The 25,740-nt window shown below is 74.2% G+C and carries 22 protein-coding genes and 1 pseudogene; 11 read left to right on the top strand and 12 right to left on the bottom strand.

Features of this window, described 5'->3' with window-relative positions:
* Position 1: 1 nt before the first annotated feature.
* Genes ABD335_RS01065 through ABD335_RS01075 form a run of 3 tightly spaced genes read left to right on the top strand, consistent with a single transcriptional unit; the run spans position 2 to position 3,109 of the window.
* Positions 2 to 814 carry an STM4013/SEN3800 family hydrolase gene (locus ABD335_RS01065; protein WP_344320282.1) on the top strand — a complete coding sequence of 271 codons (813 nt, stop codon included), beginning with the start codon at positions 2 to 4 and terminating at the stop codon, positions 812 to 814.
* A complete protein-coding gene (locus ABD335_RS01070; protein ID WP_344320071.1) occupies positions 811 to 2,193 on the top strand; it encodes an STM4012 family radical SAM protein in 1,383 nt (460 codons plus the stop codon). The genes ABD335_RS01065 and ABD335_RS01070 overlap by 4 nt, the downstream gene beginning before the upstream one ends.
* Before the next feature lie 25 nt (positions 2,194 to 2,218).
* Complete coding sequence (locus tag ABD335_RS01075; RefSeq protein WP_344320072.1) at positions 2,219 to 3,109, top strand: STM4011 family radical SAM protein; 891 nt, start codon at positions 2,219 to 2,221, stop codon at positions 3,107 to 3,109.
* On the opposite strand, the gene ABD335_RS01080 is transcribed toward ABD335_RS01075, so the two are convergent.
* From ABD335_RS01080 to ABD335_RS01090, 3 genes are read right to left on the bottom strand one after another with little or no spacing between them, the layout of a single operon-like run.
* Positions 3,082 to 3,903, bottom strand: coding sequence for an SAM-dependent methyltransferase (locus ABD335_RS01080; protein WP_344320073.1), 822 nt, complete (start codon positions 3,901 to 3,903; stop codon positions 3,082 to 3,084). The two genes, ABD335_RS01075 and ABD335_RS01080, sit on opposite strands and share 28 nt — an antisense overlap.
* A 60-nt stretch (positions 3,904 to 3,963) precedes the next feature.
* Positions 3,964 to 4,215 carry a DUF397 domain-containing protein gene (locus ABD335_RS01085; RefSeq protein ID WP_344320074.1) on the bottom strand — a complete coding sequence of 84 codons (252 nt, stop codon included), beginning with the start codon at positions 4,213 to 4,215 and terminating at the stop codon, positions 3,964 to 3,966.
* 8 nt (positions 4,216 to 4,223) lie between these two features.
* Positions 4,224 to 5,090 (bottom strand): helix-turn-helix domain-containing protein, encoded by an 867-nt coding sequence (locus ABD335_RS01090; protein WP_344320075.1) that lies wholly within the window; start codon positions 5,088 to 5,090, stop codon positions 4,224 to 4,226.
* 144 nt (positions 5,091 to 5,234) lie between these two features.
* Here ABD335_RS01090 and ABD335_RS01095 point away from each other — a divergent pair, with 144 nt between their 5' ends.
* From ABD335_RS01095 to ABD335_RS01105, 3 genes are all read left to right on the top strand, one after another.
* Positions 5,235 to 5,708 (top strand): ATP-binding protein, encoded by a 474-nt coding sequence (locus tag ABD335_RS01095; protein ID WP_344320076.1) that lies wholly within the window; start codon positions 5,235 to 5,237, stop codon positions 5,706 to 5,708.
* Between the two features lie 610 nt (positions 5,709 to 6,318).
* Positions 6,319 to 8,664, top strand: coding sequence for a glycoside hydrolase family 95 protein (locus ABD335_RS01100; protein WP_344320077.1), 2,346 nt, complete (start codon positions 6,319 to 6,321; stop codon positions 8,662 to 8,664).
* A gap of 79 nt (positions 8,665 to 8,743) precedes the next feature.
* A complete protein-coding gene (locus ABD335_RS01105; RefSeq protein ID WP_344320078.1) occupies positions 8,744 to 9,031 on the top strand; it encodes an SGM_3592 family protein in 288 nt (95 codons plus the stop codon).
* Positions 9,032 to 9,109: 78 nt separating this feature from the next.
* On the opposite strand, the gene xylA is transcribed toward ABD335_RS01105, so the two are convergent.
* Positions 9,110 to 10,282, bottom strand: a complete 1,173-nt coding sequence (xylA, locus tag ABD335_RS01110) for a xylose isomerase (protein ID WP_344320079.1) — start codon at positions 10,280 to 10,282, stop codon at positions 9,110 to 9,112.
* 78 nt (positions 10,283 to 10,360) lie between these two features.
* Between xylA and xylB the strand changes: the two genes are divergently transcribed.
* The 4 genes from xylB to ABD335_RS01130 all read left to right on the top strand — a co-directional run bounded on the left by xylB (position 10,361) and on the right by ABD335_RS01130 (position 16,251).
* The gene (gene xylB / locus ABD335_RS01115) at positions 10,361 to 11,788 is read left to right on the top strand and encodes a xylulokinase (RefSeq protein ID WP_344320080.1); all 1,428 of its coding nucleotides are present in this window, start codon (positions 10,361 to 10,363) and stop codon (positions 11,786 to 11,788) included.
* Between the two features lie 71 nt (positions 11,789 to 11,859).
* Entirely contained in the window at positions 11,860 to 13,080 is a 1,221-nt protein-coding gene (locus tag ABD335_RS01120) for an ROK family protein (protein ID WP_344320081.1), read from the top strand.
* A 359-nt stretch (positions 13,081 to 13,439) separates the two neighbouring features.
* On the top strand, positions 13,440 to 14,903 hold the full coding sequence (locus ABD335_RS01125; RefSeq protein WP_344320082.1) for an acyl-CoA synthetase: 1,464 nt from the start codon (positions 13,440 to 13,442) through the stop codon (positions 14,901 to 14,903).
* Positions 14,896 to 16,251 (top strand): carboxyl transferase domain-containing protein, encoded by a 1,356-nt coding sequence (locus tag ABD335_RS01130; RefSeq protein WP_344320083.1) that lies wholly within the window; start codon positions 14,896 to 14,898, stop codon positions 16,249 to 16,251. The genes ABD335_RS01125 and ABD335_RS01130 overlap by 8 nt, the downstream gene beginning before the upstream one ends.
* An 84-nt stretch (positions 16,252 to 16,335) precedes the next feature.
* On the opposite strand, the gene ABD335_RS01135 is transcribed toward ABD335_RS01130, so the two are convergent.
* From ABD335_RS01135 to ABD335_RS01165, 7 genes and pseudogenes are all read right to left on the bottom strand, one after another.
* Positions 16,336 to 17,361 (bottom strand): MsnO8 family LLM class oxidoreductase, encoded by a 1,026-nt coding sequence (locus ABD335_RS01135; RefSeq protein ID WP_344320084.1) that lies wholly within the window; start codon positions 17,359 to 17,361, stop codon positions 16,336 to 16,338.
* Positions 17,362 to 17,410: 49 nt separating this feature from the next.
* Positions 17,411 to 17,674 (bottom strand): annotated as a pseudogene (locus ABD335_RS01140) (response regulator transcription factor); the annotation flags it as partial.
* Positions 17,675 to 17,710: 36 nt separating this feature from the next.
* Positions 17,711 to 18,520 (bottom strand): SAM-dependent methyltransferase, encoded by an 810-nt coding sequence (locus ABD335_RS01145; RefSeq protein ID WP_344320085.1) that lies wholly within the window; start codon positions 18,518 to 18,520, stop codon positions 17,711 to 17,713.
* 155 nt (positions 18,521 to 18,675) lie between these two features.
* Positions 18,676 to 19,512, bottom strand: coding sequence for a nitroreductase/quinone reductase family protein (locus ABD335_RS01150; protein ID WP_344320086.1), 837 nt, complete (start codon positions 19,510 to 19,512; stop codon positions 18,676 to 18,678).
* A 526-nt stretch (positions 19,513 to 20,038) separates the two neighbouring features.
* Positions 20,039 to 20,461 (bottom strand): hypothetical protein, encoded by a 423-nt coding sequence (locus ABD335_RS01155; protein WP_344320087.1) that lies wholly within the window; start codon positions 20,459 to 20,461, stop codon positions 20,039 to 20,041.
* A 367-nt stretch (positions 20,462 to 20,828) separates the two neighbouring features.
* Positions 20,829 to 22,595 (bottom strand): trypsin-like serine protease, encoded by a 1,767-nt coding sequence (locus tag ABD335_RS01160; protein WP_344320088.1) that lies wholly within the window; start codon positions 22,593 to 22,595, stop codon positions 20,829 to 20,831.
* Positions 22,596 to 22,796: 201 nt separating this feature from the next.
* Positions 22,797 to 23,357: a winged helix-turn-helix transcriptional regulator gene (locus ABD335_RS01165; RefSeq protein ID WP_344320089.1), complete on the bottom strand. Its 561-nt coding sequence runs from the start codon at positions 23,355 to 23,357 to the stop codon at positions 22,797 to 22,799.
* A gap of 56 nt (positions 23,358 to 23,413) precedes the next feature.
* Between ABD335_RS01165 and ABD335_RS01170 the strand changes: the two genes are divergently transcribed.
* Positions 23,414 to 24,625, top strand: a complete 1,212-nt coding sequence (locus ABD335_RS01170) for a pyridoxal phosphate-dependent aminotransferase (protein ID WP_344320090.1) — start codon at positions 23,414 to 23,416, stop codon at positions 24,623 to 24,625.
* Positions 24,626 to 24,731: 106 nt separating this feature from the next.
* Here the strand turns inward: ABD335_RS01170 and ABD335_RS01175 are convergent, their stop codons facing one another.
* Positions 24,732 to 25,658 carry an MBL fold metallo-hydrolase gene (locus ABD335_RS01175; protein WP_344320091.1) on the bottom strand — a complete coding sequence of 309 codons (927 nt, stop codon included), beginning with the start codon at positions 25,656 to 25,658 and terminating at the stop codon, positions 24,732 to 24,734.
* Positions 25,659 to 25,740: the final 82 nt, after the last annotated feature.

Consider the following 25,740-nt stretch of genomic DNA (forward strand, 5'->3'; position numbering starts at 1 on the left):
CATGAACCGGATCGTGGGCAGCCACGACCTGCTGCTGGTCACCCTGGACACCCTGCGTCACGACGTGGCGCGGGAGTTGGCGGCCGAGGGCGCCATCCCCAACCTGGCGCGGCACCTGCCGGGCGGGCGCTGGGAGGAACGCCACTCCCCCGCGAGCTTCACCTACGCCGCCCACCAGGCGTTCTTCGCCGGGTTCCTGCCCACCCCGGTGGCGCCGGGACGGCACCCGCGGCTGTTCGCGGCGCGCTTCGAGGGCAGCGAGACCACCGCCGAGGGCACCTGGGTCTTCGACGCGCCGGATCTGGTGACCGGGCTGGCGGAGGCCGGCTACCACACGGTGTGCATCGGCGGCGTGGGGTTCTTCAACAAGCGCGGCGCGCTCGGTTCGGTCCTGCCCGGCCTGTTCGCCGAGAGCCACTGGGAGCCGGAGTTCGGCGTCGCCTCCCCCACCTCCTTCGAGGCGCAGGTCGCCCGAGCGGAGGAGGTGGTGGCCTCCCTCCCCGCCGAGCGTCGCCTGTTCCTCTTCGTCAACGTCTCGGCACTGCACCAGCCCAACTGGTTCCACCTGCCGGGCGCCACGGCCGAGGCCGGGGACTCCCGCACCACCCACGCCGCGGCCCTGCGCTACGTCGACCGGCACATCGGACGGCTGTTCGCCGCCATGAGCGGCCGGCGTCCGTGCTTCGCCATCGTCTGCTCCGACCACGGCACGGCCTACGGCGAGGACGGCCACACCGGCCACCGGATCGGCCACGAGGTCGTCTGGACGGTGCCGTACGCCCACTTCATCCTCGACACCTGCGAGACGCCTTGAGCACAGCGAGCACCACCGCCACCGGCCCGGCCACGGGACGGCCCTCGACCCCGTACCGGAGCCCGTACCAGAGCTACGTGTACGCCTATCCGCACAAGACGGCCTACCGGCCCCTGCCGGAGCGGCCCGCGCTGCGCGAGGTGTGGGCGGGCGAGAAGACCGACGCGCTCTCGCTCTACCTGCACGTTCCCTTCTGCGAGGTGCGCTGCGGCTTCTGCAACCTGTTCACCCGCATCGGTGCCCCCGACGGGCTGACCGGTGCCTACCTGGACGCGCTGGAGCGCCAGGCCGGGCCGGTGCGCGAGGCGCTGGGCGAGGGGGCCCGGTTCGCCGCCGCCGCCTTCGGCGGCGGCACCCCCACCTTCCTGACCGCCGCCGAGCTGGAGCGGCTGTGCGACGTGGCGGAGGAGCGCATGGGCGCGGACCTGCGCGCGGTGCCGCTGTCGGTGGAGGCGTCCCCGTCGACCGCCACCGCCGACCGGCTGTCCGTCCTCGCCGAGCGCGGCACCACCCGGCTGAGCATCGGCGTGCAGAGCTTCGTCGACGCCGAGGCGCGCGCCGCGGTGCGCCCCCAGCGGCGCGCGGACGTCGAGGCGGCGCTCGGGCGCGTACGCGAGGCCGGCATACCGGTGCTCAACATCGACCTGATCTACGGCATCGAGGGGCAGACCACCGCCACGTGGCAGCGGTCGCTGGACGCCGCCCTGGCCTGGGAACCGGAGGAGCTGTACCTCTACCCGCTGTACGTCCGGCCGCTGACGGGTCTGGGACGCGCGCCCTCCGACGGCGCCCCGGACCGGGCGTGGGACGAGCAGCGCCTGACGCTCTACCGGCACGGCCGCGACCACCTGCTCGCCCACGGCTACGAGCAGGTGTCGATGCGGATGTTCCGCCGCCGCGGGGCGCCGGCCGCCGCCGCGGCCGACCACGCCTGCCAGACCGACGGCATGGTGGGCCTGGGCTGCGGCGCCCGCTCCTACACCTCCGCCCTGCACTACTCCTTCGACTACGCGGTGGACATGCGCCGGATCCGCGCCATCGTCGACGACTACGTCGCCCGGCCCGCGGAGTCCTTCGCCCGCGCGGAGGTCGGCCGGTGGATGGACGTCGACGAGGCCCGCCGCAGGCACCTGGTGCAGTCCCTCCTCCAGGCCGAGGGGATGGAGGTGGCCGCGTACACGGCCCGGTTCGGCGCCCCGCCCGCCGAGCACTTCCCCGCCGAGCTGGCCGCGTTCGCCGAGCGCGGCTGGCTGGACGAGAGCGCCGCGCCCGGGCGGCTGCGGCTGTCCGCGGAGGGCCTGGCCCACTCCGACGCGGTGGGCCCGGCGCTGTTCTCCCCGGCCGTGCGCGCCGCCATGGCCGCGTACGACCTCAAGTAGACCCCGAGGAACCGAAGGAACGGGCGTGGACCTGACACTGCTCTACCGCGGGCCACTGGCCTCGTGCGACTACGACTGCCCGTACTGCCCGTTCGCCAAGCGCCGCGACTCCCGGGAGGAGCTGCGCGCCGACCGCGAGGCGCTGGAGCGCTTCGCCGGCTGGGTCGCCGCGCAGCGCGGAGACCGGCTGTCGGTGCTGTTCACGCCGTGGGGCGAGGGACTGGTGCGGTCCTGGTACCGGCGGACCCTGGTCGGGCTGAGCCGGCTGCCGCACGTGCGCCGGGTGGCGATCCAGACCAATCTGAGCTGCCGCACCGACTGGCTGGAGGCCGCCGACCTGTCCACCCTGGCCCTGTGGTGCACCTACCACCCCGGCCAGACGCCCTACGACCGGTTCCTCGCCAAGTGCCGCGCGCTGGCGGCGCTCGGCGTGCGCCACAGCGTCGGGATCGTCGGCCTGCCCGAGCACCTCCCCCACGCGCTCCGGCTCCGTGCCGAGCTGCCGGAGCACGTCTACCTGTGGGTGAACGCCGCCGAGGGGCGCACCTACACGGACGAGGAGGCCGACCGCTGGACCGCGATCGACCCCCTCTTCCCGTACAGCCGCCGGCCCCACCGCAGCGCCGGACTTCCCTGCCGCACGGGCGAGTCCGTCGTCTCCGTGGACGGCGAGGGCACGGTGCGGCGCTGCCACTTCGTCCGGGAGCCGCTGGGCAACCTCTACGACGGTTCCTGGCGCGCGGCGCTGCGTCCGAGGCCGTGCCCGCTCGCCGTCTGCGACTGCCACATCGGCTACGTGCACCTGGAGTCGCTGCCGCTGTACGACGTCTTCGCGGGCGGTGTGCTGGAGCGGATACCGGCGACGCCCGTGCGGGGGCCGGCGCCGGTTCAGCGCTTGACGCCGACCCCGCCGTAGAGCGCGACGCGGCGCGGCTCGTCCGGCTCGGGCGCCGGCCCGTCCGGCCGCCACCTCGGCAGCTGCACCAGTCCGGGGTCGAGGAGGTCGTAGCCCTCGAAGAGGCGCAGGATCTCGGCGTGGCGGCGCAGGGTCACCGAGGCGGTGGCCTTCTCGTAGACCCCGGTGCCCTCCTCCACCAGTTCGCGTGCGTGGAAGTCGGAGGTGCCGTGGGTGAGGACGAGGCAGCTCCCGGCGGGCAGGGCGGCGTCGAGGGCCGCGACGATCCGGGCGGGGTCCTCCTCGTCGGTGACGAAGTGCAGGACGGCCACCAGGAGCAGGGCCACCGGCCGGTCGAAGTCGATCAGCTCCCGGATCGCCTGGTGTTCCAGGATGGTCTCGGGCTCGCGGACGTCGGCCAGGACGAACTCCGTGTTGCCCGCGCCGACGAGCTTGGCGCCCGCGTGGGCGGAGACGATGGGGTCGTTGTCGACGTACGCCACGCGGACGTCCGGGGCCACGGACCGGGCCAGTTCGTGGGTGTTGGGCGAGGTGGGGATGCCGGTGCCGATGTCGACGATCTGGCGGATGCCGTGTTCCCTCACCACCGTCCGCACGGCACGGCCGAGGAAGTCCCGGTTGGCGCGGGCGCTCGTCCGCACGTCCGGGGCGATCTCCATGAGGCGCTCGGCGGCCTCGCGGTCCACCGCGTAGTTGTCGTTCCCTCCGAGGTAGTAGTCGTACATGCGGGCCGGGTGCGGCCTGCTCGTGTCGATCCGGTCGGGCGCGAAGCCCAGGTGGGACTGGTTGGTCATGCCGTCCTCCGTCACGGTCCTTGCGACCTTCTCCGCGGGCTCCCGCCCCCGGTGCGGGCCTCAGGCGGGCTCCGGGGCGAGCAGGAAGTCGGCCTCGCCGGCCTTCACGCCCTGGATGAACCTCACGATCGCGTGGTGGGCGTAGATCAGGGCGGGGCCGTCGGGGTCGGTGGACTGGCGCAGGGCCACCCGTCCGTCCGTCAGTTTCATGGCCTCCACGCAGCTTCCCCCGTTGCCGCCGCTCCACGGCTTGTGCCAGCCCTCGCTTCCCAACTGCCGGGCGGGCATGCCGTTGTAGACGCGTTCCCCCATCGATCCCCTCACAGCTCCTTGCGGAGGCCGTCGAGGACGGCCTCGGTCCGCCGGACCGGCGCCGCCTGGGCGCACATCCGGTCCAGTGCCTCCTGGAACGCCGACACGTCGTCGCGCTGGTCGAAGTAGACGGCGCCCACCAGGCTCTCGCTGTACGCGACGTCGGGCAGTTCCGGGAGGGGGAACCGGAAGATGTGGAAGGGCCCGTACATGGCCGGGTGCGGACCGGCGGCGAAGGGCATGACCTGCAGGCGCACCGTCGGCATCGAGCACGCCTCGATCAGGCGGGAGATCTGCTCGCGCATGACCTCGGGGCCGCCGATGGGCCTGCGCAGCACGGTCTCGTCCATCACCACCCACAGCAGGGGCGGTTCCTCGCGGGTCAGGATGCGTTGGCGCTCCCTGCGCAGGGCGACGCCGCGTTCGATCTCCTCCTCGGGAGCGTGCGGTCGCCCCGCGCGGAGCACGGCGCGGGCGTAGTCCTCGGTCTGGAGGAGTCCGGGCACGTAGTGCGGCTCGTAGGCCCGGACGACGTGGGACTCGCTCTCCAGGCTGACGAAGGCGCTGAACCACTCGGGCAGCACGTCGCGGTAACGGTGCCACCAGCCGGGCCGGTTCGCCTCGCGGGCGAGGGCGAGGAAGCCGTCGATCTCGGCCTGGTCGGTGACGCCGTAGGTGCGCAGCAGCTTCTCGACGTAGGGGATCTTCAGGCCGACCTCGGCCCGCTCCATCCTGCGGATCGTGGCATGGGTGACGTCGAGGGCCGCGCCGGCCTTCTCGAAGGTCAGCCCCGCTCTCTGCCGCAGATCTCGCAATCGCTTGCCGATCACCACGCGCAGAACCGTCGGAGCGCCTCCCGTCCGGGAGTCCGCCACTACCGCCCCTCCAACCCTCCGACCACCGCCTCGCGGCGGCAGTCTGTCATGCCGTCGACCCGTTCCGACAGGGTGGCATGTGCGTTTCTGCAAACAACAGATTGATCCTTGCCAGATGTTGACGACGCCCCCCACACTGGAGAGGTGGCTTCCTTTCCCGATGTTCGCCCGTTAGAGCGCCGCGCCGGTTCCGTCGAACGGACCCTGCGCGACGCTTTTCGTCTCCCGGCCATCGGCTCCTCCGTCTCCGAGGCCCGCAGAAGGGTCGTCGACCGGCTGACCGAATGGAACATCGGAGCCCTGGTGCGCGACGACGCCCGGCTGGTGGTCTCCGAACTCTTCACCAACGCCGTCAAGCACACCGACAGCGACAAGGTGGAGTGCGAGCTGAGGGTCACGGGCGCGCGGCTGCGCCTGGAGGTCGTCGACCGGGGCGGCGGCACCGCCCGGCCCCGTGCCCGGCACGTCGACGGCGGCGGTCCCGATCGCGAGGGGGAGAGCGGCCGCGGACTGCTGCTGGTCGACGCGCTGGCCGAGCGCTGGGGAGTGCGGCCGGGCGGCGACGGCAGGGGGCACATGGTCTGGGCGGAGCTGGGGTTCGGCCCCTCCGCCCCGTAGACGCGGAGCCACCCGGCCTGGGGCGGGGGAGGTCGGGTGGCTCCGCCTTTCGCGGTTCTCGGCGGTCTTCGCCGGTCTTCGGTGGTCTTCGGTGGTCTTCGCCGGTCCTCGGCGCGGACGCGGTCGGCGGCCGGGCCTTCGGCGGCGCGACCTCGTCCCGGCCCCGGGGCTCCCTTCTCGGCCTCTCGGGCGTGCGCGTCGGCACCGGTCCGGGGGCGGGTCCTCACACGGGTCTCCACGGAACGTCCGCGCGGAGCGCACGCCCGTCACCGCCCCGGCCGTGATCGCGGGCGCCGCACCGCGAAAACCGTCGCCGGGCGACGGAATGACGGAGCATGGCACGCCTTCTTCCGCCGCACGGAAGGAGGCGGGATTTCAGCCGACCCGTCGATCCGGCCGGTCTCGATAAGGAAATACCAACGGAATGAAGAATTCCGCCCGACCGCGGAAGTCGCCGCCGTTCGACGAACGGCCGAACCTCCCCCGATCGACTCCCCCATTTCCCCGCGGCCGAACACCACACCCGTGCCACGGGTGTACGGTAAGCGCTTGCTGATTCGTCCCGCCCGCCCCCGTCCACCCCTGTCCGCCCTCTCCCCTGGAGCCGTACGTGAGCACGGACCACCGACCCGACCGCGCCGGCGACGACGCCGGGCTCCGCCTGTGGTACCCCCGTCCCGCCGAGGAGTGGCTCCAGGCCCTGCCGGTGGGCAACGGCCGGCTGGGCGCCATGGTGTTCGGCGGCACGGACGTCGAACGGCTCCAGCTCAACGAGGACACGCTGTGGGCGGGCGGCCCGCACGACTACGACAACCCCCGCGCCCTCGCCTCCCTCCCCGAGGTCCGGCGGCTGGTCTTCGAGCGGCGGTGGGACGAGGCCCGGGCCCTGATCGACAGCGACCTGATGGGCGTCCCCGTCGAACAGCTCCAATACCAGACCATCGGCGACCTGCGGCTGTCCTTCGCCGACGGCGGGGCGGAGGCCGCGGAGGTCTCCGACTACCGGCGCGATCTCGACCTCGCCACCGCCGTCGCCACGGTGGAGTACGTGCGCGCCGGGGTGCGCCACCGCCGCGAGGTGTTCGCCTCCGCGCCGGACCGGGTCGTCGTGGTGCGGCTGACCGTGGACACCCCGGGCGCGCTCTCCTTCACCGCCTCCCTCTCCGGTCCGCTGCGCTCGGCGGCCTCCTCCCCCGACCCGTCGAGCATCGCGCTGGACGGCGTCGGCGACGACGCCCGGGGCATCGCGGGCGTGCTCCGCTTCCGGTGCCTGGTCCGGGCGGTGACCGAGGACGGCGAGGTGCGCTCCGCGGACGGCGGCCTGCGGGTCGCCGGCGCCACCGCCGTCACCCTGCTGGTCTCGGCCGCCACCAACCACCGCGACTGGCGCGGCGTGGACGACCCCGCGACCGCCGCCGCCCGCGCGGCCCGCCCGCTCACGGCCGCCGCATCCCGCCCCTACGACGAGCTGCGCGCCCGCCACACGGCCGACCACGCCGCGCTGTTCGACCGCGTCCGCCTGGACGTCCCGGCCACGCCCGCCGCCGCCCGGCCGACCGACGAGCGGGTGGCGGACTTCGCGCGCGGCGACGACCCGCACCTGGTGGCGCTGTACTTCGCCTACGGGCGCTACCTGTTGATCGCCTGCTCCCGCCCCGGCACCCAGCCCGCGGGCCTCCAAGGGCTGTGGAACGACCTGACCGACCCGCCGTGGGGCGGCAAGTACACGATCAACATCAACACGGAGATGAACTACTGGCCCGCCGCTCCGACCAACCTCCTGGAGTGCTGGGAACCGCTCTTCGACCTCCTGGACGACCTCGCGGTCGCCGGTGCCCGCACCGCCCGGTCGTGTTACGGAGCGCGCGGCTGGGTCGCCCACCACAACACCGACATCTGGCGGGGCACCGCGCCCGTGGACGGCGCGTTCTGGGGCATGTGGCCCACCGGCGGCGCCTGGCTGGCCCTGTCGATATGGGAGCACCACCGCTTCACCGGCGACACCGACGCGCTGCGCAGGCGCCACCCCGTGCTGGCGGGCGCGGCCCGGTTCTTCCTCGACACCCTGGTGGAGGACCCGGAGACCGGCGAGCTGGTCACCTGCCCGTCGCTGTCCCCGGAGAACGCCCACCACCCCGGCCCCGGCGGCTCGTTGTGCGCGGGCCCCACCATGGACAACGAGATCCTGCGCGACCTGTTCGACGCCGTCGCCGGGAGCGCCGAACTCCTGGGCGTGGACGAGGAGTTGGCGAAGGAGGCGCGGGCGGCGCGCGACCGGCTGGCCCCGATGCGCGTCGGGGCGCTGGGGCAGCTCCGGGAGTGGCGCGAGGACTGGGACGCGCAGGCCCCCGAACAGGACCACCGGCACGTCTCGCACCTGTACGGACTGCACCCGGGCAACCGGATCACCCGGCGCGGCACCCCGGAGCTGTTCGAGGCCGCGCGCACCACGTTGGAGCTGCGGGGCGACGCGGGCACGGGCTGGTCGCTGGCCTGGAAGATCAACTTCTGGGCACGGCTGGAGGACGGCGCGCGCTCGTACAAGCTGCTGACCGACCAGCTCACTCCCGAGCGCACCGCCCCCAACCTCTTCGACCTCCATCCCCCCTTCCAGATCGACGGCAACTTCGGCGCCACCGCCGGGATCGCGGAGTGGTTGGCGCAGAGTCACGCGGACGAGATCCACCTGCTGCCCGCCCTGCCGCCCGCGCTCCCCGAGGGGTCGGTGCGGGGGCTGCTGGCGCGCGGCGGTTTCGAGGTCGGCGTCGCCTGGCGCGGCGGCGCGCTCGTCGGGGCCGATCTGGTCTCCCGCGGCGGGCGCCGGGCCCGGGTGCGGGCGGCCGGGGAGGTCCGCGTCCTGCGCGACGGGCGCCCGGTGGAGACCGTGCGGCCCGAGGCGGGGGTCGTGGAGTTCGACACCGTGGCGGGAGGCGCCTACCGGCTGCTTCCGGAGTGAGCGGGCCGCCCTCCGTGCGTCCGGAACTCACCGGTGGCGCCGGCCGTTTTCGGAGCATGGACCGGACGGGAGGTGCCCGGTGAGCACGCGACGGCCACGGCGGGGAGACGAGGGCGACGACGTTCCGGAGCCGGACGGCGCGCCGGGGGCGGGCGGCGACGCGTGGGACGACGTCGTGCTCGACGAGGCGTTCGTACGCGGCGCCGAGGTGAACGAGCCCACGGCGCGTACGCGGATGCTGCGCGCCCGGTGGCGGGAGAACCCGCCCGAGCCGCAGCCGTGGCGGGCGGACGAGCCCCCGGCGGGCTGGTTCTGGAGCAAGGGTCGCCGCAAACGGCGTGGCCGGCGGCGCCGCGGGGAGGAGTGAGCGCCCCGCGGAGCGGAGGGTCGGCGGGGGCGCGGGCCGACGGCCCGCGCCCCGTCCGTCACCGTGGGGGTCCGGGGGTCAGCCGCGGACGCCCAGCAGGTGGTCCATCGCCAGCTGGTCGAGCTGTTCGAAGGCCATGCCGCGCCGGGCCGCGGCCTCGACGTCGAACTCCTCGAAGGCGCTCCGGTCGGCCAGCAGGTCGGCGGCGGTCTCGCCCTCGTCGAGGGTCGGCCGCGCCAGCTCGTCGAGGCGGGCGGCGCGCAGCGCCTCCTGGACGGCCGGGTCGGCGCGGAAGGCGGCCGCCTTCTCCTTGAGGATCAGGTAGTTGCGCATGCAGCCGGCCGCCGAGGCCCACACTCCGTCGAAGTCCTCGGTGCGCGGCGGCTTGAAGTCGAAGTGGCGCGGGCCGTCGTACCCGGCCGACTCCAGCAGGTCCACCAGCCAGAAGGCCGAGCGCAGGTCGCCGGCGCCGAAGCGCAGGTCCTGGTCGTACTTGATGCCGGACTGGCCGTTGAGGTCGATGTGGAAGAGCTTGCCGTGCCACAGCGCCTGGGCGATGCCGTGCGGGAAGTTCAGTCCGGCCATCTGCTCGTGGCCGACCTCGGGGTTGAGGCCGACCCGGTCGGCGTGTTCGAGGGTGTTGATGAACGCCAGGGCGTGGCCGACGGTGGGCAGCAGGATGTCGCCGCGGGGCTCGTTGGGCTTGGGCTCGATGGCGAAGCGCAGGTCGTAGCCCTGGGAGACGACGTAGTCGCCGAGCAGGTCGAAGGCCTCCTTGAGGCGGTCCAGCGCCGCCCGCACGTCCTTGGCGGCACCGGACTCGGCGCCCTCGCGTCCGCCCCAGGCGACGTAGGTCGTGGCGCCCAGCTCGACGGCCAGGTCGATGTTGCGCATGGTCTTGCGCAGGGCGTAGCGGCGGACGTCGCGGTCGTTGGCGGTGAAGGCGCCGTCCTTGAAGACCGGGTGGGTGAAGAGGTTGGTGGTGGCCATCGGCACCTTCAGGCCGGTGGAGTCCAGCGCCTGGCGGAAGCGCTTGACGATGCCCTCGCGCTCGCTGTCGGAGGAGCCGAAGGGGATCAGGTCGTCGTCGTGGAAGGTGACGCCGTAGGCGCCCAGCTCCGCCAGCTTCTGCACGCTCTCGACCGGGTCCAGGGCGGGGCGGGTCGCGTCGCCGAAGGGGTCGCGACCCTGCCAGCCCACGGTCCACAGACCGAAGGTGAACTTGTGCTCGGGCGTCGGCTCGTAGCTCATGGCATGCCTCTCGGGTATTTCGTCATGGCCGTTGACAAATTAGTATGCGCCCAGGAGCCGCAGAGAGGAAGAGGCGACATGGCTGCACCTGAAGGTCCGCTCGTCGTTGGTGTGGACAGCTCGACGCAGTCCACGAAAGCGCTGGTCGTCGATGCCGCGACCGGCCAGGTGGTCGCCCGCGGCCAGGCGCCGCACACGGTGTCGGCCGACCACGAGAGCGACCCCGAGCAGTGGTGGCGGGCGCTGTGCGCCGCGCTGGAGCAGTGCGGTCCGGTCGTCCACCAGGCCGCCGCCGTCTCGGTCGGCGGGCAGCAGCACGGGCTGGTGACCCTGGACGCCGAGGGTCGGCCGGTGCGGCCCGCCCTGCTCTGGAACGACGTGCGGTCCGCCCCCCAACGCGACCGCCTGGTGGAGGAGTTGGGCGGCCCCGAGGTGTGGGCCGAGCGCTTCGGCAGCGTGCCGGCGACGTCCTTCACCGTCACCAAGTGGGCGTGGCTGCGCGAGGTGGAACCGGAGGCCGCCGCGGCCACCCGCGCGGTGCGGCTCCCGCACGACTACCTCACCGAGCGGCTGACCGGCCGGGGCACCACCGACCGGGGCGACGCGTCGGGCACCGGCTGGTGGTCGACGGCCACCCAGGAGTACGACGAGGAGATCCTGGAGAAGGTCGGCCTCTCCCCCGACCTGCTGCCCCGCGTGCTCGGCCACGGCGAGGCGGCCGGCACGGTGCGTCCGGTGGAGGGGCTGCCGCTGCCCCAGGGCGCGCTGGTGGCCACCGGCACCGGGGACAACATGGCCGCCGCGCTCGGCCTGGGCCTGCGTCCGGGCCGGCCGGTGCTGAGCCTGGGCACCTCCGGCACCGTCTACGCCGTCTCCACCCACCGCCCCGCCGACCCCACCGGCACCGTCGCCGGCTTCGCCGACGCCCGCACCGACTGGCTGCCGCTGGCCTGCACCCTCAACTGCACCCTGGCCGTGGACCGCGTCGCGGCCCTGTTCGGCCTGGACCGCGAGGCCGTCGAGGCGGGCGGAGGCGTCACCGTGCTGCCCTTCCTGGACGGCGAGCGCACCCCCCACCTCCCCTACGCCTCCGGTCTGCTGACCGGTCTGCGCCACGACACCACCCCCGGCCACATCCTCCAGGCGACCTACGACGGCGCGGTCTACGCGCTGCTGGAGGCGCTGGAGAGGGTCCTGGACGCCGACGCCGACGCCGACACCCCGATCCTGCTGATCGGCGGCGGCGCCAAGGGCACGGCGTGGCGCGAGACGGTCCGGCGGCTGTCCGGACGTCCGGTGGTCGTGCCGCGCGCGCAGGAACTGGTCGCGCTCGGCGCGGCGGCGCAGGCCGCCGGCCTGCTGCTGGGCGAGGACGCTGCCGCGGTGGCCCGCCGCTGGTCCACCGCCGAGGGGCCGTCGTACGAGGCGGTGGAGCGCGACGAGGAGACCCTGGCCCGCCTCTCGGCCACCCTGACCGGCGCCGATACGCTGCTGCGGCAGCGCTGACGCCCGGCGTGCGCCGGCGCCGGCGCACGCCCGACGAGCACAGCCCGGAGAACCCGAGGAGCAGACGGCCGATGGCAGCACCCGCGCCCACCACCCAGCAGGAGATGCGGCGGCGGAACCTGGCGCGCGTGCTCCACGCGGTGGCCGACGGCGGCCCCCTGTCACGGGCCGCCGTCGCGACGCGGATCGGCCTGACCCGCACCGCCGTCTCCACCCTGGTGGACGAACTCCTCGGCGCCGGACTGCTGGTGGAGCTGGGTCCGGGCCGCTCGGGCACGCCCGGGCGGCCCGGCACCGCGCTGGCGCTCAGCGACCGCGGCCCCTGCGGGATCGGCGCCGAGATCGGCGTCGACCACCTGGCCGTGTGCGCCGTCGACCTGCGCGGGGAGGTCCGTGCCCGGGTCGCGGTCGACTCCGCGAACCGCGACAGCGACCCCGCGCCGGTGCTGCGGCGGCTGGCCGCGCTGGTGCGCGAGGTGGCGGAGGAGGTCCGGGGGGAGCGGTTGCGCCCGGCCGGGCTCGCCGTGGCCGTGCCGGGCCTGGTCGCCCGGGGCACCACCACCGTCGTCCAGGCCCCCAACCTCGGCTGGACGGACCTGGACCTCGCCCCCCACCTGCGCGGGGACGACGTCCTGGGCGCGGACGCCGGCGCCGTGTGCGCGGTCGACAACGAGGCGAACCTCGGCGCCCTGGCCGAGCTGTGGCTCGGCGGCCACACCCCGCCGCCGGAGGACTTCGTGCACGTCTCGGCCGAGATCGGCATCGGTGCCGCGATCGTGGTGGGCGGCGAGCTGCTCCGCGGCACCCGGGGGTTCGCCGGGGAACTGGGCCACGTGCCGGTGCGTCCGGAGGGCCGCCCGTGCGCCTGCGGCGGGATCGGATGCCTGGAGCGGTACGCGGGCGAGGAGGCCGTGCTGCGGGCCGCCGGGCTCGATCCGCGGGCCATCGCCGCCGACCACCCCGGGCCCGGCGCCCGGATCGACCTGCTCGCCGGCCGCGCGGAGGGCGGCGACCGCGCGGTGCGCCGGGCGCTGGACGAGGCCGGCACCGCCCTGGGCACCGCGCTGACCGGCACGGTCAACCTGCTCGACCCGCAGACCGTGGTGCTCGGCGGCGCCCTCGCCCGGCTGGCGCCCTGGCTGCTGCCCGCCCTGGAGCGGGAGCTGGACCGCAGGATCGCCGGGCCTCCGCCGGTGGCCGTCTCCCGCCTCGGCCCGGACGGCCCGCTGCTGGGCGCGGCCCACTCCGTCGTGCGGGCCGTCCTGGACGACCCTCCGGTCCACCGCGCCTGACGCGCGCCGGCGCGGGGGCCGCTCCCGGCGCCTCCCGGTCCGCCGGCCGGGAGAGGGGCACGGGCATGGCGAACCGGCGGTGTCCGAGGAGCGGCGCGGCCTGCCGTGGGGCATCCCGCCCCGACCGGCTTGGTGGTGGACGCCGAGGAGTGCCGAGGGGGTGGCGAGGAGCCCGCCGGCGGTGCGGCGACCGGCCCCGCGCGCCCTCCCGCTCGGCCGACTCCGGGCACCGCGCCGGGCGGTCGTCCGGGTGAGCGGACCGCCCCGGGCTGTGTACCGCCCGGGGCATGGGCCACCCTGGAGGCGGATCTGTCAGCCGTACGGACAGCCGTACGGACACGAGGACGAGGAGTCACCGGGTGCCCACGCTCTTCCCCCACCTTCACGACGCACCGGCCAAGGCCGCGCTCCGCTTCGGCGACCGGGTGATCGAGTACGGCCGGCTCGCCGGGCTCGCGAACGCCCTCGCCCTGCGGATCGGGGACGCCGGACGGGTGGCGGTGTGGGCCACGTCCTCCCCCTACACCTGTGTGGGCGTCCTGGCCGCGCTGCTGGCCGGGGTGCCCGTCGTCCCCGTCAACCCGCGGATCGGCGCGGACGAACTGGCCCACATCGTCTCCGACAGCACGCCCGACCTGGTGCTGGCCGCGCCCGGCGACGACCTGCCCGAGGCGCTGGCCGCGCTGGACCGCATCGACGTGGACCTGGAGGCCGAGGAGCCCGCCCCGGCCGCCGGGACGCTGCCGGAGCCCGTCGAGAGCAGCCCCGCGCTGATCGTCTACACCTCCGGGACCACCGGCCCGCCCAAGGGCGTGGTCCTGCCGCGTCGAGCCGTCGCGGGCACGCTGGACGACCTGGCCGACGCCTGGCGGTGGACCGGCGACGACGTGCTGGTGCACGCCCTGCCGCTGTTCCACGTGCACGGCCTGATCCTGGGCGTGCTGGGCCCGCTGCGGCGCGGCGGCACCCTCGTCCACCTGGGCCGGTTCTCGCCCCGGGGCGTGGCCGCCGCCCTGGAGGAGGGCGGCACCATGGTCTTCGGGGTGCCGACGATGTACCACCGGCTGGCCGAGGTCCTGGAGGAGGGCGGGGAGGACGGCGAGCGGCTCGCCGCGGCCCTGCGCCGCGCCCGTCTGCTGGTCTCCGGCTCGGCGGCGCTGCCCCTCCACGACCACGAGCGGATCACGGCCGCCACCGGGCTGCACGTCGTCGAGCGCTACGGGATGACCGAGACGCTGATGATCACCAGCGTGCGGGAGGACGGCGAGCACCGCGCCGGCACGGTCGGCGTGCCGCTGCGCAGCGTGGACGTGCGGCTGGTGGACGAGGACGGGAAGCGGATCGAGGCGAACGACGGGGAGACCGTCGGCGAGATCCAGGTGCGCGGGCCGAACCTGTTCATCGAGTACCTCAACCGCCCCGACGCCACCGCGAACGCCTTCGCGGGCGGCTGGTTCCGCACCGGCGACATGGCCACCCGGGACGCCGACGGCTTCTACCGGATCGTGGGCCGCAAGGCGACCGATCTGATCAAGAGCGGCGGCTACAAGATCGGCGCCGGCGAGATCGAGAACTGTCTGCTGGGCCACCCGGGCGTCGCCGAGGCCGCCGTCGTCGGCGAGCCCGACCCGGACCTGGGCGAGCGGATCGTGGCCTGGGTGGTGCCGGCGGCGGGCGGGGAACCGCCCACCGCCGAGGAATTGGCCGAGCACGTCGCACGCCGACTCGCCCCGCACAAGCGCCCCCGGGTGGTGCGGTTCGTCGAGGCCCTGCCCCGCAACGACATGGGCAAGGTCGTGAAGCGGGCGCTGAAGCGTGACTGAGCGGCTCTCGGCCCGCGCGGCGCTCGACGCGGTCGCCGACGGCTTCGCCGAACTGACCGGACCGCCCCACGGCGGCGGGGCGGACGGCGGAACGGACGACGGGGACGGTCCGATCGGCTGGGCGGGGTACGGCGCGGCGCGCGCCCGGGCGTCCGAGCGCACCGGCGAGCGCGAGTCGGTGGTCTGCGGGACCGGCACGGTCGGCGGCGTCCCGACGGTGCTGATCGCCTTCGAGTTCGCCTTCCTCGGCGGCTCGTTGGGCCGGCGCGCCGGCGACCGGATCGAGGCCGCCCACCGGCACGCCCGCGAACGGCGGCTGCCGGTGGTGTCGCTGATCGCGACCGGCGGCAGCCGGATGCAGGAGGGCATGCGGGCCCTGGTCCAACTCCAGCGCGTGGCACGGCAGTCGGCGCTGACCCGCGCCGCGGGCCTGCCGCAGATCGCCGTGGCGCGGGACCCGACGACGGGCGGCGGCTGGGCGACGCTCGGCGCCGGCGCGGACGTGGTGCTGGCGCTGCCCGGCGCGCAGGTCGCCTTCGCGGGCTCGCGGGTCCGTCCGCCGGACGCCGACCCGGCCGCGTACGGCGCCGAGGAGAAGTTGGCGGCCGGGCAGGTCGACCGGATCGTGGCGCCGGACGAACTGCGGGAGGTCCTGGGACGCTGGCTGTCCCTGCTCACCTCCCCGACCGGCGGCCCGGCCGAGCCGCCGCGTGCCCTGAGCGGCGGGGCGCCGGGGCTGCCGGAGTCGGGCTGGGAGGCGGTGGAGCGGGCCCGCTCGCCGCACCGGCCGCGCGCCGACGCCTACCTGGACGCCTACTTCGAGATGCGGGAGGAGATCTCCGGCGACCGCTGCGGCGGGACCGACCCGGGGATGCGCTGCGGCTTCGGACGCCGGGCGGGCCGTACGGTCGCCTACGCCGCGCAGTGCGGCACGCCGACCCTGCCCGCGGGCTTCCGCACGGCCGCCCGGCTGGTCCGGCTGGCCGACCGGCTGGGCATCCCGGTGCTCACCCTGGTGGACACCCCGGGCGCGGCCAACGACGAGGCGGCGGAACGTTCCGGCGCGGGTCCGGCCATAGCGGAGGTCTTCGCGGCGGTGGCCGAGGCCCGGGTGCCGGTGACGACCCTGGTCGTCGGGGAGGGCGGCTCGGGCGGCGCGCTGGCCCTGGCGGCGCCGGACAACACCTGGATCACTCCGGACGCCTACTTCTCCGTCATCGCCCCGGAGTCGGCCACGGCCATCCTCAAGCGCGGCCCGGAGCGGGTGCGGACGACGGCCGACGAGCTGCGGCTGCGCCCGCAGGACCTGGTGGAACTGGGCATCGCCCGCGGCATCGTGGGGCCGTGACGGGCGACGGGCCGCGCGGCGGGCCGTCCGGCGGGCGGGGCCGTCACGGCCGGACCCGCGGGCGACGGGTTTTCCGAGCCCCCCTCAGACGGCCGGGGTCAACTCCGCCAGGCGGGCCAGGCGACGGTAGGAGTCCAGGCGCCGGCCGTGGTCGTGCGCGTTGAGGGTGAGGAGGAGTTCGTCGGCGCCGCTGCGCCGGATCAGCCCGGCGAGCGCCGCGGCCACCTCCTCCGCCGTGCCGTGGATCTGGGAGCGGCGGGCCTCGGCGAACAGCGCGCGCTCCTTCTCGGTCATCTCCCGCCCCGTCACCTCGTCGGGCGGGAGCAGCGGCGGGAAGACGCCCCGGGTGCGGGAGACGACCGTCGCCCACGCCTCCGACACCTGCATCGCCTCCGCCTCCTCGGCGGTGACGCCGATCGCCACGCTCGCCGAGACGACCACGTACGGCTCCCGGTACGGCTCCGGAATCAGGGGGGAGGGCCGGAAGGCCGCCCGGTAGTCGTCGATGGCGCGCAGCATCCGCTCCTCGCCGCGCGCCGGGGCGATGACCAGCGGCAGCCCCCGCTCGGCGGCCAGGGCGGCTCCGGCGCCCGTGGCCAGCAGGAACACCGGCATCCGCAGCCCTTCGGAGGGCACGGCCCGCATCCCCCGGGCGTGGTCGCCGGCGAACCAGCCCAGCAGTTCGGTCAGGTCGTCGCCGAACCGTTCGACCGCCTCCCTGCCCGCGCCCAGCGCCCGGCGCACGGCACCGGTGAAACCGACCGAGCGGCCCAGGCCCATGTCGATCCGCCCGGGGAAGAGGGACTCCAGCACCCCGAACTGCTCGGCGACCACCAGCGGTCGGTGGTTGGGCAGCATCACCCCGCCCGTGCCGACCCGGATGCGGGTGGTGGCCGAGGCGACGGCCGCGGCGAGCACGGTCGGCGCGGACCCGGCGACGCCCGGCACCCCGTGGTGTTCGGAGACCCAGAAACGGTGGTAGCCCAGCGCCTCGATGTCCCGGGCGAAGCGCACGGTGGCGCGCAGCGCCTCGTCCGCCCCCTCGCCCCGCCGGATCAGGGAACGGTCCAGGACCGACAGGCGGGTGGTGCGCAGGATGTCGTCGACCATGTTCCGTCCAACGCTCGCGGCCGTACGGGATTCCCGTGGGGGCTCCCGCTCACTCCCATCCCCGACACTCTTCCAGCTGTCCGGCGCCGCGGGCCGGCAGGGCGCTCCGGACCCGGTTGTTCGGCCCCGGCTCGGCGAGGACGCGCGAGACGTGCGTCTTCACCGTGGGGACGCTCAGGTGGAGTTCGGCGGCGATCTCGGCGTTCGACCCGCCGCGTCCCACGGCGACCGCGATCTCCCGCTCCCGCTCCCGCTCCCCCAGCGCCTCCAGCCGCCGGCGGAAGTCGCCCGCCGGCCCCGGCTGTCGGCGGGCGGACGCGCGAGCACCGCGACCGCCCGCCGACGGTGCCTACGGCTTGCGTCCGAGGCCGCCGAACACGGCCACCTCGGCGGGCGGTTCGCCGGACGCGTCCTCCGGCCGCCACCGCGAGCAGGAGACGACGCCGGGGTCGAGCAGTTCCAGACCGTCGAAGAAGGCGGCGATCCGCTCGGGGCTGCGGGGCGTGTAGGGGGTGGCGGTGCCCCGGGCGTTGTGGGCCTCGATGGCCTGGACGTACGCCGGGTCGGTGGTGGAGCCGTCGTTCAGACCCAGGAAGCTGCCCGGCGGCAGGGCGTCCAGCAGCCGCCGCACGACCGAGCGGGCCTCGTCGTGGTCGGGGACCAGCCCCAGGATTCCCATGAGCATCAGCCCGACGGGGCGGGAGAAGTCCAGGGTCCGCGCGGCCTGTTCGAGGATCTTCTCCGGCTCGCGGACGTCGGCGTCGATGTAGTCGCACGCCCCTTCCGGAGAGCTGGTGAGCAGGGCCTCGGCGTGCACCAGCACCACCGGGTCGTTGTCGACGTAGACGACGCGGCTCTCGGGAGCGACGCGCTGGGCGACCTCGTGGGTGTTGTCCCGGGTCGGCAGGCCGGTGCCGATGTCCAGGAACTGCCGGATGCCCTCCCGGCCGGCCAGATGGCGGACCACGCGGCCGATGAAGGCACGGGACTGGAGGGTGATGTCGCGCATGCCCGGGAAGACCGTGAGGACCTTCTCGGCGGCGTCCGCGTCGACCTCGTAGTAGTCCTTGCCGCCCGCCAGGTAGTTCCATATGCGGGCGGAGTGCGGGCGAGAGGTGTCGATCCTGTCCCTGCCCTGCTGTGCGGCGCTGTCCGCCATGGTCGTTCTTCTCCTCGTACCGGCCGGTCCTGACGTAGGCCCACAGTGTGGCAGGTGATCGCCCGTCCGCCACGCCGTCCCGGCGGCCCCTCCTCCGCCGCCGGCCCCGCCGGTGCTCCTCGTGCCCGGCGGGGCCGGTGACGTTCCGGTGGTGTTCAGGCGGTCGGGGCGTCGAGGACGGGGATCAGCCACTCCTCCTCGTAGGCGAGGTGGTCCTCCAACTCGGCCGTGAGCCGTTCGACCTCGGGGAGCACCCGCGCGGGGTCGGCGTCGGCGGCGGAGACGACCGTCCGCAGGTCCTCCACGAGCACCGCGATCCTCTCGTGCTCCCGGCGCAACCGGTCGACGACCGGGGCGAGTTCGGGACGCCGCTCGGCGAGGGCCGGGAGCATTCCGGTGTCCTCGGTGACGTGGTGGCCGTGCAGCCCTCCGCAGAAGGTCAGGCAGTTCACCCGGAGTTGGGCGCCCAGTCCGGGTCCCGACTCGGCGATCTCCCGGCGGATCAGGTCGAGTTCGCGTCGGAACGCGTCGTGGACCGCCTTGAGGGCCTCGCCCCAGGACGCCGCGTTCGGGCGGGGCGGGCCCGGAATTTCTCGGAGGGCGACCACGGGAAGGACGCGCCCGGCCCTCTCCTGGTACTCGGCCCAGCCGGGATCGGCCTCCACCGCGCGGGCGAAGAGACGGTCCCGTTCGGCGCCCTCCAGGACGGTGGCCTCCGCCTCGTAGGTGAAGACGCCGTCCTCGACGGTGACACGGGGGTTGGCCACCAGGTTGTGGAACCAGTCCGGGTGCTTCGGCGCTCCGCCGGCGGAGGCGACGACCAGGATGCGCTCGCCGTCGGGGAGGTAGCCGAGCGGGGTGGTGTGCGGAGCTTTGGACCGCGCTCCGACGGTGGTCAGCAGGATCAGTCGGCCCCCTTCGAAAGGACCGCCGACCCGCCCGTCGTTGGCGCGGAACTCGTCGATGACCCACTGGTTGAAGTCGTTCGGCATTCTCTGCTTTCTTCTCGGAACGGACGCTGCTCGGCCGTTCGCGGGCATGGCGGAGGCGCCGTCGGGCGTTCTCGCCCGCGGCAGCGGTGAATACGGGAGGGAGAGTCGGCTTCCGATCGACCGACGGTTCACCGGCCGGAGCGGTCGGCGGTCTCGGCGGTGGTCGCGACGGCACCGCCGGGCACGTGGCATCCGGCCGGAATCACCGCGCGACGCATGCGGAACGCGCGGGAAGGACGGGGAGACGGAGGCGTGGAAGGGCGGGCCTCTCGCCCGCCTCGCGCTCACGTCGAGGCCGGGTACCTCACTCGTGAATGGCCCATGGCCGACCCGGCAGTCACGACGCGCAGCCTAGAGCGCGGAAACGTGCCGCCGCAACGTCTTTCTTCCGCCGCACGCGTCCGCTCCTCCCACGCCGCGCGCCGGCACCGGCAGGCGTTCCCGGACCCGCCCCGCACGCGGCGGAGCCGGAGAAGCCGGAGAGCCGCCCGGAGGGCCGCTCCGGCGGCGCGCTGTTCGCCCGGGGTCAGTACGCCTGGCCCGCGCGTTTGCGGTGGACGAGGCGCAGCAGGGCGGGGATGTGGAGGCGGCGCTTCCAGCGTCCCCCTCCGGGGCTCTCCGCGCGGACCGGCGTCTTCTCCCGGGCGTCGCCCGCCCGCGGCTCGGGCTTCTTCGACGGCGCGCTCGGCCGTCGCGACGGGCCCCGCGCCGAGGAGACCCGACCGGCCCTCAGGATGCGTACGACCCGGCTGCCGCAGTGGGCGCAGCCGGGCCGGGTCAGCGGTGAGGGGACGTACGCGCCGTCCAGGACGTAGGCGACGGTCTCCCTGCCCCTCCCGTCGACGTGGTGCTCGATGTCGTAGGACCGCTCCCAGCCGTGCCCGCACCTCAGGCAGACGAACGCGTAGGCTTCGTGTGCGGTGTGTATCCCATGGGCGCCATCGCTCATGCCGGCTCCTCTTGTCCCCCGGACAAGTCCTGCGGGGACGCGGGACCTTCGCATCCCCCCTCACCTGCCAGGGAACTCCTCCGCGTGGGCGAGCGCACCGGATCTGCCGAGTATTGGGGCGGATTTGGTCGGCTCATATGAAAAGAGGTGGGGAAACGCCCTGTTCACGGCTCCGGCTTTGCCGTGCGGGGGGCGCTTTTTACCCGTAAATGAGCTTCGGCGCGCTCCTTCCTTTGCCGTCACGGCGGCGTCGGACGCCCGCCGTCGGGGTACACCGCTCGAACGCGCCGCCGACGACGGCGAACCCCCTCGGGCCTCACGCCGCGGTGGCGGGGAGGCCCGAGGGGGTTCGGCCCGGTCCGCGGGGTCAGCCCCAGAGGTTGTACTGCTCGTATCCGGTGCCGATCCTGATCCGTGTCGCGAAGATGCCGGAGCCGGCCTTTCCGGTGCCCGGGTAGAGGTAGAGCGTTCCGCCGGGGGTGCGGGCCACGTGGTCCGCGATCCCGTCGGCGGTGACGTCGCCGGGGGCCGCGAAGGCGTTGTAGCCCGCCCAGTCGCGGACCTTGACCCTGGTGGCGAAGGGCGCCGTGCCCTTGCCCGTGCCGCGGAGGAGGTGGACCGAGCCGTCCTTGGCGCGGGCGATCAGGTCGGCCCTGCCGTCGAGGGAGTAGTCGCCCTTGCCCCGGAGGGAGGTGTAGCCGGAGTAACCGGTTCCCCCGGTGATCCGGCTGCCGTAGCCGCCCTTGCCGTTGCCCGGGTAGACGTACAGGGTGCCGCCCGAGGTCACCGAGAGCAGGTCGGGGAACCGGTCGCCGGTCACGTCGCCCGGCGCGACGAGGAACTTCCGGGTGCTCCAGTCGTCCGCGATCCTGGTGTCGATCCACGTGGCGCTGCCGGGGGTGCGGTGGCGCCAGAAGACGTCTCCGTCGGAGCGGCGGCGCAGGATGAAGTCCTGGTGGCCGTCCTGGTTCATGTCCGCCTGGAGCGCGACGTCGTAGGCGCTCCAGGAGCCGGTGAGCTTCTCGCGGGCCAGGAAGCCGGAGCCGGTGGACTTCTTGAGGTACCCCGTGCCCGTCGAGGCGGAGCGCACGAAGAGGTCGGCCTTGCCGTCGCGGCTGAGGTCGGTGTCGTTGACGCGCGGCTCGACGGTCGGCGCATAGGTCTTGACCTTGGTGAAGACCTCGTAGCTGCCGGAGACGTTGCAGGCCTCGACGTCGGTGCCGATGCCCCAGGAGACCACGCCGGCCACCTTTCCGCGCACCAGCAGCGGCCCGCCGGAGTCGCCCGGGCAGGTGGTGCGTCCCGTGGCGTCGTCGCCGGTGCCGGGCGGACCCGCGCACACCATGTGGCCCTTCTCGAAGGAGCCGGCGCCGAGCACGGAGTCGAGGTTCGCGGCGCACTCGGCGTCGGAGTGGAGGGGCAGCGAGACGCGTTGCAACGTGGAGGCGAGGGTGCCGGTCTCCCGGTCCGCGCTGGTCATGCCCCAGCCGTACGCGGTGCCCGCCGTCCCCGGGGCGTAGAGCGCGTCGTCGCCGAGGTCGGCGATCTCCGTCGTCCGCAGGTTCACCGGCTCGGCGAGGGTGAGCACGGCGATGTCGTTGTCGGCGCTGTGGTGGTCGTAGGTGCCGCGCACCCAGCTGCGGGTGACGTCGACGAACGTCCCCTCGGCGTTGTCCCACCCGCCGAGCAGCTTGTTCGTGCCCGCGAGGATCGCCCCGTACCTGCCCCAGTCCTGGCGCACGCCGTTCTCGTCGTGCAGGCAGTGGGCGGCGGTCAGCACCTTGTTCGGGGCCACCAGCGTGCCGCCGCAGGTGAAGTAGTAGCTGCCGTCACGGTCCCGGTCGAAGAGGAGCTGGACCATGAACGGGGCGTCCGAGAAGGCGGTGTCCGTGCCGCCGATGATGCGGGGCTCGGCCCCGGCCCCGTCGTTGTCGGCGTCGGCATCGGCATCGGCGTCGACGACCTCGTACCCCTCGGGGACGAGCAGTTCGGGCTTCGACGGGGACTCGTCGGCCAGTGAGGCGTCGGTCGACAGGCCCACGCCCGCCAGTGCCAGGACGAGCCCCGCGGCGGGGATCAGACGGCTCGTCCGCCGTCTGTGCCGTGCGCCGCCGGAGCGGATGGGAAAACGCACTCGAATCTCCTGTCGGATCGAAGAGGAGGAGTGCTTCAGACGGGAGAGCGGGCGTGACGCGTCAGACGCCGTGTGTCGGAACCGACCGTGCCCCCCGCGCGACGCGCGGGGCCCCCACCTTCGGCGAGCGAGATCGTATAGGTGCGCGAGTCCTGGCGTCACTCGCGTGCCGTGACCCGGCGGGGGCCCGCGCCCGCGAGTTCAGTTCCGTTCTCCGTGGCCGAGGATCTTCAGCACGGTGTCGGTGTCCATCACGAGGCGTTCGTCGGGGTGCGCGGCGGGGCCGTCGGCGTAGGCGGGACCGGTCTCGTCGAGGGTGATGTGGAAGGTGCCCTCGTCGAGCCGGACCTCGATGACGCCTTCGGTGCGGTCGGTGGTCTCGGCCAGGTGCCGCATGAGCGGCACGGCGAACCAGTGGGCCCGTACGGCGTCGGTGGGGCGCCGCTCGGCGAGGGCGGGGGCGCCCCAGTCCGCCAGCGCGCTCAGCACGGGGAGCAACCCGCGTCCGCGCTCGGTCAGTTCGTACACGGACGCCGCGGCCGGGGGCGGCAGGCGGCGTCGGGTGACCAGTTCCTCGCGCTCCATCTCCTTCAGCCGGGCCGCGAGCACGTCGGTGGAGACTCCGGGGAGGTCGGCGTGGAGGTCGGTGTAGCGGCGCGGGCCGGCCAGCAGTTCGCGGACGATCAGCAGGGTCCAGCGCTCCCCGACGAGGTCCAGGGCTCGGGCGATGGGGCAGAACTGGTCGTACCTTCGGCGTGGCATGGCGTCAGCCTAACGGAAGGTTGGACTTTCCAAGCAGTCACTTGGTAAAACCAAGTATGGAGTTCAAGCAGTCGAGCAAGTTGACCGACGTTTGCTACGAGATCCGCGGCCCGGTGGTCGAACACGCCAACGCCCTGGAAGAGGCCGGCCACAGCGTGCTGCGGCTGAACACCGGCAACCCCGCGCTCTTCGGCTTCGAGGCGCCCGAGGAGATCCTCCAGGACATCATCCGCACGCTGCCGACCGCGCACGGCTACAGCGACTCGCGCGGCATCCTCTCCGCGCGCCGGGCCGTGGCCCAGCACTACCAGGAGCGCGGGCTGGTGGACGTGGACGTGGACGACGTGTTCCTCGGCAACGGCGTCTCGGAGCTGGTCCAGATGGCCGTGCAGGCACTGATCGACGACGGCGACGAAGTGCTCGTCCCGGCCCCCGACTTCCCGCTGTGGACGGCCGTCCCGACGCTCGCGGGCGGCAAGGCCGTGCACTACCTGTGCGACGAGTCCGCCGACTGGCTGCCGGACCTGGACGACATGGCCGCGAAGATCACCGGCCGGACCAAGGCCATGGTGATCATCAACCCCAACAACCCGACCGGCGCCGTCTATCCCAGGGAACTGCTGGAGGGGATGCTCGACCTGGCCCGCCGGCACCACCTGATGGTCTTCGCCGACGAGATCTACGACAAGATCCTCTACGACGACGCCGTCCACCACCACGCCGCCCTCCTCGCCCCCGACGTGCTGTGCCTGACCTTCAGCGGCCTGTCCAAGGCGTACCGGGTCGCCGGCTTCCGCTCCGGCTGGCTGGTCGTCACCGGGCCCAAGCAGCACGCCCGCGACTACCTGGAGGGCCTGACCATGCTGGCCTCGATGAGGCTGTGCCCCAACGTCCCGGCCCAGCACGCGATCCAGGCGGCGCTGGGCGGACGGCAGTCCATCGAGGACCTCGTGCTGCCCGGCGGACGCCTCCACGAACAGCGCGACCGCGCCTGGCGGAAGCTCAACGAGATCCCCGGCGTGTCCTGCGTCAAGCCCAAGGGCGCGCTGTACGCGTTCCCCCGGATCGACCCGGCCGTCCACCCCATCCACGACGACGAGAAGTTCGTCCTCGACCTGCTGCTGCGCGAGAAGATCCAGGTCGTCCAGGGCACCGGCTTCAGTTGGCCGCGCCCGGACCACTTCCGCATCCTCACCCTGCCGCACGCCGACGACCTCGACGCGGCCATCAGCCGGATCGGCCGCTTCCTCGCCGGCTACCGCCAGTGACCCGCCCCGCTCGGGGCGGGGGCGCGCCGCCGACCGTGTCCGGCCCGCACGGCGGTCGCCCCCTCCTCCTCGACGGACGGCCGCGCACGGCCGGGGAGGGACGCCCTCACCCCGGGTACGGCCGCCAGGCGGGACCGTCGCCGCCCCGGCGGACACGGCCGAACACCACGTCGGCGAAGTGGCCGCCGAAGCCGATCGTGCCCGGCTCCTCCAACTCGGCGACGAGCCGGCGGCGGAACTCGGCGGACACCTCCCGATCGTGGTCGGGGACGGCCGACCACTCCGGATGGTCGACCTGGATCGGCGAGTGCATCGCGTCGCCGAAGGCGATCAGCCGCCGTCCGCCCGAGGAGACGACGTACACGGCGTGCCCGACCGTGTGGCCGAGGGCGTACACCACCCGCACGCCGGGGAAGACCTCCTCCCCGTCGGCCACGGTGCGGACTCGGGGTTCCATCGCCGCGAGCATCTCCTTGGTGAGGCCGGACGCCTCGGCGAGCCGGCGCTGCTCCCACTCCGGTTCGGTCAACAGGTGGTCGGCGTGGGCGAAGGCGAGCCGGTCGGTGCCGGGGACGGGGTGCCAGGCCCATCCGACGTGGTCGATGTGGAGGTGGGTGATGGCCACCGCCTCGACGTCCTCCGGCCGACGGCCCACGGCGGCCAGGTTGTCCAGGAGCGCGCCGCCGTGGATGTCGCCGATCGGACCGCCCGGCTGCGCCGGGAACGCCTGCGGGCCGAAGCCCGTGTCGATCAGCAGGGCCCGGCCGTCGCGCTCCACCAGCAGGCCGCCGATGCTCGCCACCAGATGGCCGGAGTCGTCGAGGTACTCGGGGTGCTCGGCCCACACCTCGTCGGTGGTGTCCGGGAGCCAGCCGGTCGGCACGAGCCCCGCCGCGCCGTCCGGCACGTAGGTCACCCTCGTCTCGCCCAGCCGCAGTGTCCGGATGCCCGAGGGTCGCCGCAGCCGTTCGTCCTTCTGCGACGCCCCCGTGGACGCCTCCGTGGACGCTGGTTCCGCCGTGTCCTTCGCCATGTCCCCTCCCCTTCTCACGCCCCGCGTGTCGGCGGGAGAGCCCGCCCGGCGCACGGGCCGCGAGTCCCCCACCGTCACCTTC

This window comes from Streptomyces macrosporus (assembly GCF_039533145.1).
GTDB lineage: Bacteria > Actinomycetota > Actinomycetes > Streptomycetales > Streptomycetaceae > Streptomyces > Streptomyces macrosporus.

Bases quoted from the DNA above. Each gene is read 5' to 3' on its own strand.
- ABD335_RS01135 (WP_344320084.1), bottom strand. From the start codon at position 17,361: ATGGTCGACGACATCCTGCGCACCACCCGCCTGTCGGTCCTGGACCGT.
- ABD335_RS01155 (WP_344320087.1), bottom strand. From the start codon at position 20,461: ATGAGCGATGGCGCCCATGGGATACACACCGCACACGAAGCCTACGCG.
- xylB (WP_344320080.1), top strand. From the start codon at position 10,361: ATGGCTGCACCTGAAGGTCCGCTCGTCGTTGGTGTGGACAGCTCGACG.
- ABD335_RS01085 (WP_344320074.1), bottom strand. From the start codon at position 4,215: ATGGGGGAACGCGTCTACAACGGCATGCCCGCCCGGCAGTTGGGAAGC.
- ABD335_RS01080 (WP_344320073.1), bottom strand. From the start codon at position 3,903: ATGACCAACCAGTCCCACCTGGGCTTCGCGCCCGACCGGATCGACACG.
- ABD335_RS01170 (WP_344320090.1), top strand. From the start codon at position 23,414: ATGGAGTTCAAGCAGTCGAGCAAGTTGACCGACGTTTGCTACGAGATC.
- ABD335_RS01165 (WP_344320089.1), bottom strand. From the start codon at position 23,357: ATGCCACGCCGAAGGTACGACCAGTTCTGCCCCATCGCCCGAGCCCTG.
- xylA (WP_344320079.1), bottom strand. From the start codon at position 10,282: ATGAGCTACGAGCCGACGCCCGAGCACAAGTTCACCTTCGGTCTGTGG.
- ABD335_RS01120 (WP_344320081.1), top strand. From the start codon at position 11,860: ATGGCAGCACCCGCGCCCACCACCCAGCAGGAGATGCGGCGGCGGAAC.
- ABD335_RS01175 (WP_344320091.1), bottom strand. From the start codon at position 25,658: ATGGCGAAGGACACGGCGGAACCAGCGTCCACGGAGGCGTCCACGGGG.
- ABD335_RS01065 (WP_344320282.1), top strand. From the start codon at position 2: ATGAACCGGATCGTGGGCAGCCACGACCTGCTGCTGGTCACCCTGGAC.
- ABD335_RS01150 (WP_344320086.1), bottom strand. From the start codon at position 19,512: ATGCCGAACGACTTCAACCAGTGGGTCATCGACGAGTTCCGCGCCAAC.
- ABD335_RS01145 (WP_344320085.1), bottom strand. From the start codon at position 18,520: ATGGCGGACAGCGCCGCACAGCAGGGCAGGGACAGGATCGACACCTCT.